Source organism: Actinomadura sp. NPDC048032 (assembly GCF_040653175.1).
In the GTDB taxonomy this organism is placed as follows: domain Bacteria; phylum Actinomycetota; class Actinomycetes; order Streptosporangiales; family Streptosporangiaceae; genus Spirillospora; species Spirillospora verrucosospora.
On the sequence record NZ_JBEZJP010000533.1, the window covers coordinates 1 to 4,694 of the forward strand.

The 4,694-nt window shown below is 77.0% G+C and carries 4 protein-coding genes and 1 pseudogene; 4 read left to right on the forward strand and 1 reads right to left on the reverse strand.

Annotated features, from left to right (window positions below; genetic code table 11):
* Nucleotides 1–73 precede the first annotated feature (73 nt).
* The 3 genes and pseudogenes from AB0C69_RS38245 to AB0C69_RS38255 form a co-directional block, all read left to right on the forward strand.
* Nucleotides 74–439, forward strand: a pseudogene (locus tag AB0C69_RS38245) (ABC transporter ATP-binding protein); the annotation flags it as partial.
* Complete coding sequence (locus AB0C69_RS38250) at nt 434–820, forward strand: DUF4162 domain-containing protein (RefSeq protein WP_360360835.1); 387 nt, start codon at nt 434–436, stop codon at nt 818–820. The pseudogene AB0C69_RS38245 and the gene AB0C69_RS38250, both read left to right, overlap by 6 nt.
* 18 nt (nt 821–838) lie before the next feature.
* Nucleotides 839–1,681, forward strand: a complete 843-nt coding sequence (locus AB0C69_RS38255; protein WP_360360827.1) for an ABC transporter permease — start codon at nt 839–841, stop codon at nt 1,679–1,681.
* Between the two features lie 21 nt (nt 1,682–1,702).
* Here AB0C69_RS38255 and AB0C69_RS38260 read toward each other — a convergent pair whose 3' ends face one another.
* On the reverse strand, nt 1,703–2,755 hold the full coding sequence (locus tag AB0C69_RS38260; protein WP_360360829.1) for a DMT family transporter: 1,053 nt from the start codon (nt 2,753–2,755) through the stop codon (nt 1,703–1,705).
* A 154-nt stretch (nt 2,756–2,909) separates the two neighbouring features.
* Between AB0C69_RS38260 and AB0C69_RS38265 the strand changes: the two genes are divergently transcribed.
* The coding region (locus AB0C69_RS38265) for a hypothetical protein (protein ID WP_360360832.1) at nt 2,910–4,694 on the forward strand (1,785 nt) is incomplete at its 3' end.

The window sequence follows — 4,694 nt, forward strand, 5'->3', positions numbered from 1 at the left end:
GAGCAGATTGCGCTCGCGCCTGAGCTGCTCGTACATCGCGTAGACGCGGGCCACGTCGACCGTCGCCGGCCACGACCTGCGCGCCGATCCGGCGGCGGTGCGGCGCCGCATTGGCTATGTCGCGCAGGGCGGCGGCACCGACCCGGGCGTCCCGGTGGCCGAGGAGCTGGACCTGCAGGCCCGCCTGTACGGGGTGCGCGACCGGTCCGCGCGGATCGCCGAGCTGTGCGCGCGCCTGGACCTGGAGGGCCTCGGGCCGCGTCCGGCGGGGTCGCTGTCGGGCGGGCAGCGCCGCCGCCTGGACATCGCGCTCGGGCTGGTGCACCGTCCGCCGCTCCTGTTCCTGGACGAGCCCACCACGGGCCTGGACCCGCAGAGCCGCGGCAACCTGTGGGACCACATCCGCGCCATGCGCGACCGGGACGGCGCGACGGTGTTCCTGACGACGCACTACCTGGACGAGGCCGACGCGCTGTGCGATCGGCTGCTGATCATCGACCGGGGCCGCATCGTCGCCGAGGGCACGCCCGCCGAGCTCAAGCGCCGCGTCGCCGGGGACGTGGTCACGGTGGAGCTGGCGGAGGCCGCCGGCGTCGAGGGCGCCCGCAAGGCGCTGGCGGCGCATCCGGCCGTCCGCGAGGCCGCGGTGTCCGGCGGGACGCTGCGGCTGACCGTCGAGGACGGCGAGACGGCGCTGATGTCCCTGATCCGCGCGCTGGACGGCGCGGGGGTGGAGCTGGCGTCGCTGAACCTGGCCCGCCCCACGCTGGACGACGTGTTCTTCACCGTCACCGGCCGCTCGCTGCGCGACGCGGCCTGAACCGAGGAGTCTCCCCCCATGTTTGGTGAACAGAGCGCTTCCGTCGAAGCGACCGGAGCGGCCGGAGCGACCGCGGCGGCCGGTCGGGCGGCCGCTGCCGCGCGGGTCGCCTCCGACACGCGCCTGATCTTCATGCGGTACATGCGGCAGACGCTGCGCAGCAAGGTCGCGGTGGTGTTCGGCGCGGTGCAGCCGCTGCTGTACCTGGTGCTGTTCGGGCCGCTGCTGACGGATCTGGTGGACGTGCGCGGGTTCGGCGCGGGCAGCGCCTGGCAGGTGTTCGTGCCCGGGGTGCTGATCCAGCTGGCGCTGTTCGGCGCCGGGTTCGCGGGGTTCGGGCTGATCGCGGATCTGCGGTCGGGGGTGGTGGACCGGCTGCGGGTCACCCCGGCCAGCCGCACCGCGCTGCTGCTGGGGCGGGTCCTGCGCGACACCGCCGTGGTGGCGTTCCAGGGCGCGGTGGTGGTGGCGGTCGGGCTGGCGCTGGGGCTGCGTGCCCCGGTGGGCGGGATCGCCGTCGGGCTGGCGCTGGTGGTGGCGCTGGCGGTGAGCGTGGCGTCCCTGTCCTACGTGGTGGCGCTGCGCACGCGCAGCGAGGACGCGTTCGCGCCGATCCTGACGTCGGTGACGCTGCCACTGATGCTGCTGTCGGGGATCCTGCTGCCGATGAGCCTGGCGCCGGGATGGCTGGACGCGGTGTCGCGGTTCACCCCGTTCCGGTACATGGTGGACGCGGCGCGGGCGGCGTTCCTCGGCGACTTCGCGACGGCGGCGGTCGCGGAGGGGGCACTGGTGGCGGTCGCGCTGGTGGTGGCGTCGGTGGCGCTGGGCGCCCGCCGGTTCCGCCGCGAGAACGCCTGACCGGGGCCGGCCAGAGGCCGGTCAGGGGCGCAGGGAGGCGGGGCTGGGCCGCGGGCCCGTCCCGCCGCCCTGCGCGGAGTCGCGTGCACCGCCCCTCGCGGCGCCGTCCTGCGGGCGGTCCGCGGGGGCGGGGGCGGTGACGTGCAGGACCTCGGGTTGGGTGACGGTGGCGCGCTGGGCGATGTAGGCGCCGGCCAGCACGATCGCGCCGCCGGTCATCTGCGCGGCGGTGAGGCGCTCCCCGAGGACGGCCCAGGCGATGAGGGCGGCGGCGACGGCCTCGGTGTAGCAGATGGCGCCGCCGACCTGCGCCGACAGGCGCTGCAGCCCGGCGACGCCGGTGAGGTAGGCCAGGACGGTGCTGACCAGGCCGATCCAGGCGACCAGCGCCCAGCCGGGCGCGGCGTGCCCGGCGACGGCCACCGGGGCGGGCAGCACCTGCCAGGGCAGCGTCCACGGCGCGGCCAGGGCGGTCAGGGCGAGGGCGGCGACGACACCGCCGGCGGAGGTGATGACGAGGGCGTCGACCTCGCCGGCCAGCCGATCGACGATGAGGAAGTAGCTCGCCTGGCAGGCGGCGGCGCCGAGCCCGGCGGCCAGGCCGACCGGGTCCAGCGACAGCCCCGTCCACACCTGCACTACCAGGGCGAGGCCTACCATGGCGATCGTGACGCCGGCGGCGGCGCTGCGGTGCACGGGCGCGCGGCGCACCAGCCGCAGCCACGCCAGCACGATGACGGGGCCGCTGAACTCCAGCAGGATCGCCACCCCGACCGGCAGGCGCGAGGCGGCCACGAAGTAGAAGGCCTGGCAGCCGGCGACGCCGGTCAGGCCGTAGAGGGCCAGGGCGGGCAGGTGGGGGCGCAGGCCGCGGGCGGCGGCCCGCCCGCGCAGCAGGAACGGCAGCGGCGCCAGGACCAGCGCGGCGACCGTGATGCGCAGCCACACCGCCTGCAGCGGGCTGATTCCGGCCTCGATGAGGGCCTTGCCGAGCGGCCCGGACGCGCCGAAGCACACCGAGGACAGCACCGCCAGGCCCAGTCCCCCGGCGCGGGTCCGCGCGGCGCCGTCCATCCTCACCCCCGGGTCGTGCGGTGTGCCGCAGAGCCCGCTCCCGGCGGACTAATGAGCATCCTGCCATAACACTCCTTACACGTCGATGGCGGGATACCGGCCTTTAATGCGGGCGATGCCGGACGCGACGCCCGCGGCCACTACTATTCGCCGGATGAGCTGGCAGTCGGCCGGGGCGGGGCCCGGTGGAACCGGAGGGGGCCCGAGCGGCGACCTGTTCGCCTCGGTCGAGGGCAACGTGCGCGAGCTGGTGGCCTCACCGTGGTGGCAGGGCGCCCAGCCGGCCGACCGGGCGGCGCAGATCGCCGCGCGGATGCTGTGGGGCGCCGGCGAGTGGTGGCTGTACGGCGCGTGGGGACGCTGGTACCGGTGCGGCCTGGACGGCACCTGGCACCCCTGCCCGCCCCCCGCGCAGTTCGAGGACCGCCGCGTCGCCGTCCCCGCGCCCCAGGGCGCCGGGACGCCGCCCGTCCCGCCGCAGCTGTTCCCCACCGGCCCGGACCTGTCGGCCGGGCGCGTGGCGCCGCTGGGGTTCCTCGGGCCCGTCCCCGACACCGCCGTCGTCGCCCGCATCTCCCAGGCGCTGACCACCGCGCTGGCGGTGAACCCGCAGCAGTTCGCCCAGCGCGACCCGATGTTCCAGCCCGGCACGCCCAGCACCGTCGCCGCCGCGTGGGGCGCGCTGCTGTGGTGCGCCGGGTCCCCGGTGGTGCTGACCGAGCACCCGCTGATCGAGTCGTTCATCCCGTTCCTGACGACCTCGGCCGACCAGCTGCACTGGATGATGCCGCCGGACTTCGCCACCCTGGCCGGCTACTACGTCCACCGGCTCGGCGCCGGCGACGGCGGCGGCGCCGCCCACATCGCCCGCGTCATGTACGAGGTCGCCGCCGGGCTGCAGGCCGACCCCCGGTTCCGGCCCGGCGCCGACGCGCTGGCCGCGGTGACCGCGGCGTCCCTGCGCATGGTCAACCAGGACATGGCCACCGTCCGGTACGGGCCCGAGGCGATCCTGCAGGAGTGGCGGCGCCGCTGCCCCGCCGAGTTCGCCACCCCGATGGTCCGCGACACCGCGCCCGGCGAGTACCTGCGCCTGGCCCTGTACGACCTGCAGGAGATCGTCGCGGAGCTGACCGGGCCGCGCCCGGCCGCGGCGGGCCGCAGCCACGACGAGGTCCGCCGCGCCGGGATCGCGGTGCTGGCCGCCGACCTGCAGGCCGCGCCGGGCGCGCTGCCGGCGCTGCAGCACTGGCTGGACGCCGACAGCGCCCGCACGCTGCAGGCGGTCCTGACCGACCCGGCCAACCCGCTGCGGTCGCTGTGGCCACGCGACGGGCGGCTGCCCGACGCGCTGCGCAGCGACGACTCCGACGCCCTGGCCGCGCTGCTGGCCACCAGCTACACCCTCGGGCTGACGTGGTGCCGGCTGGCGCAGGTGCCGCCTCCGGCGACGGGGTTCGCGGTGCCGCAGGCGGTCGCGGCGGAGCTGACGTCCCCGGCCATGCACACTCCGCCCTCCACCGACGAGCTGTCGGCGTGGGACATCATCAAGGCCGCCCGCGCCCACATGGCCGCCGAGCGCGCCGCCACGGGCGCCGACCAGCCGGTCGCGCCGGTGCCCGAGCCCGCGCAGGAGGCCCCGGGCCCGCCGCCCGCGGTGGCGCCCGCGCCGCCCCCGGCCGCGCCGCCGGTCCCGCCGCCCGCCGCGCCCGAACCGCCCGCCCCGTCCTCGCTGGAACCGCCCTTCCAGTACGTGCCGCCGCCCCCGCCCGGGTCGGCGCCGGAACAGGGCTCCCACAACGAGCACGGCCTGCCCGAGCAGCCCCACGGCGAGCAGCGCGTCCACGAGTCCGCCCCGCCGCCGCCCGCCCCGCCGCCCGCCCCTGCATCCCGGCACCGAAAGCCGGATCCGCTCACCGGGCCGCGCGGCGGCGGGCTC

Excerpts from the sequence above, each read along its gene's own strand:
- AB0C69_RS38260 (WP_360360829.1), bottom strand. The coding sequence starts at position 2,755 with ATGGACGGCGCCGCGCGGACCCGCGCCGGGGGACTGGGCCTGGCGGTG.
- AB0C69_RS38255 (WP_360360827.1), top strand. The coding sequence starts at position 839 with ATGTTTGGTGAACAGAGCGCTTCCGTCGAAGCGACCGGAGCGGCCGGA.